We start from the raw sequence: 1,617 nt of genomic DNA, 5'->3' as shown, positions 1-1,617 counted from the left end.
GGTCTGCGAAAGCGAAGTGCCGTGTGTCCGGACTGTCAGGTCACCGCGCAGCGCATTCACAGTTTCTATCAGAGAAAACTCACGGATCTTCCATGGCAGGGCCGTCCAGCCACGCTGATCGTTTCTGTGCCGCGCTTTTTCTGCCAGACGATGCTTTGTCCACGTCGGACGTTTGTCATGCCCCTTAAGGGGATAACCGTGCGTCATGGCAGACAGACCACACGTCTTACCGATCTTCATTATTACATTGCCCATGCCATGGGTGGTACCGCTGGCGCGCGAATGACCGTGCGCCTGTGTTGCCCCATCAGCGCGGATACTCTTGTTCGCCGTCTTCTCTCCCGGGCGCAGAACACCAGAAAAGACAAGGCCCCTGCACGCGTGGTGGGGGTAGATGACTGGGCATGGCGACGGGGACATCACTATGGAACGATTGTGGTCGATCTTGAGAAAAATGATGTCATTGACCTCCTGCCAGATCGGGACGCTGATACCCTTGCCCGATGGCTGCAGGCCCACCCCGGTATTGAAATCATTGCCAGAGACCGTGCCGGTGCTTATGCAGACGGATGCCGCAGAGGCGCACCATTCGCTCTTCAGGTGACCGACCGCTGGCATCTGCTGAAGAATCTGTCAGACGCTTTTGTCAGCATTCTGGACCGTTTTACGACGACTGTCAGGACCCTGACACGACAGATGAACGTATCAACGGTCGTAAGCAAAATATCTGAAACAATCAGAGCGCATCCAGAAGAGGCGCAGGCGGTCGTCAGGTCAGCCTCTGGGGAACGGCGTGACATTCTTTTCAAGGAAGCTCTTGCCCTGAAAGCAGCGGGACACAGCATTCAGGCTATCGCCACAACGATCGGGGTAGAGAGAAAAACCGTGCGGCGCTGGTTTCAGCGGGGCCATGCACCACCATGGAAAAGAACGGTTCCGTCACGCAGCATACTCGTGCCTTACACAGCCCACCTGGAAAAGAGATGGTCCGAAGGATGTCGCAATAGTCGTCAGCTATGGCGGGAACTCCTGGAGCAGGGCTTTGCAGGACAATATGGCACCGTCTGGAAATGGGTGGCGACGCGACAGGGATGTTCCGCGAAACCCGTTCCTTCCGCGCATGTCGTTGCACCTCGGGGACGCAGACTTGCGCGGCTTCTCCTCGCAGAGGATCCGTTATCTGCCGGACAGGAGGGACTGCTGGTTCCTGCCCTTCTGGAAGCTGAACCGCACCTTGCCGTCACACTCTGCTGGCTCAGGAAAATGCAGACCCTGCTCTGTAAAAGGGGTGACACCTGCACGGGAGGCGATCTGAAGGCTCTGCTGGAAGAAGGAAAGACGACGCTGCTGTCACGTCTGATTCCCGCGCTTGAACGGGATGCGGCTGCCATTGAAGCGTCTCTTGTCACACCTTGGACAACCAGCCCGGTTGAAGGACAGATCAGCCGACTGAAAATGATCAAGCGAACCATGTTCGGAAGAGCAGGCTTCGAACTCCTCAGGGCGCGTGTCCTTCAGCCCGCATAATCAAAAAACATCATCACGAAAAGTGCGGAAGAACCGAGAACTGACCCGGGATTTTCATGAGCAATTGACCCGGCCTGATTGTGTATGTCT

General features: G+C 56.4%; 1 protein-coding gene. It reads left to right on the top strand.

Annotated elements, in window-relative coordinates; all coding sequences use genetic code 11:
* Positions 1-1,527: ISL3 family transposase (locus AD944_RS00485; protein WP_061474624.1), on the top strand; the 1,527-nt coding region annotated here is incomplete at its 5' end.
* Between the last annotated feature and the right edge of the window lie 90 nt (positions 1,528-1,617).

It is taken from the genome of Acetobacter tropicalis (assembly GCF_001580915.1).
Lineage (GTDB): Bacteria > Pseudomonadota > Alphaproteobacteria > Acetobacterales > Acetobacteraceae > Acetobacter > Acetobacter tropicalis.
This window is presented reverse-complemented; position numbering and strand designations above follow the sequence as displayed.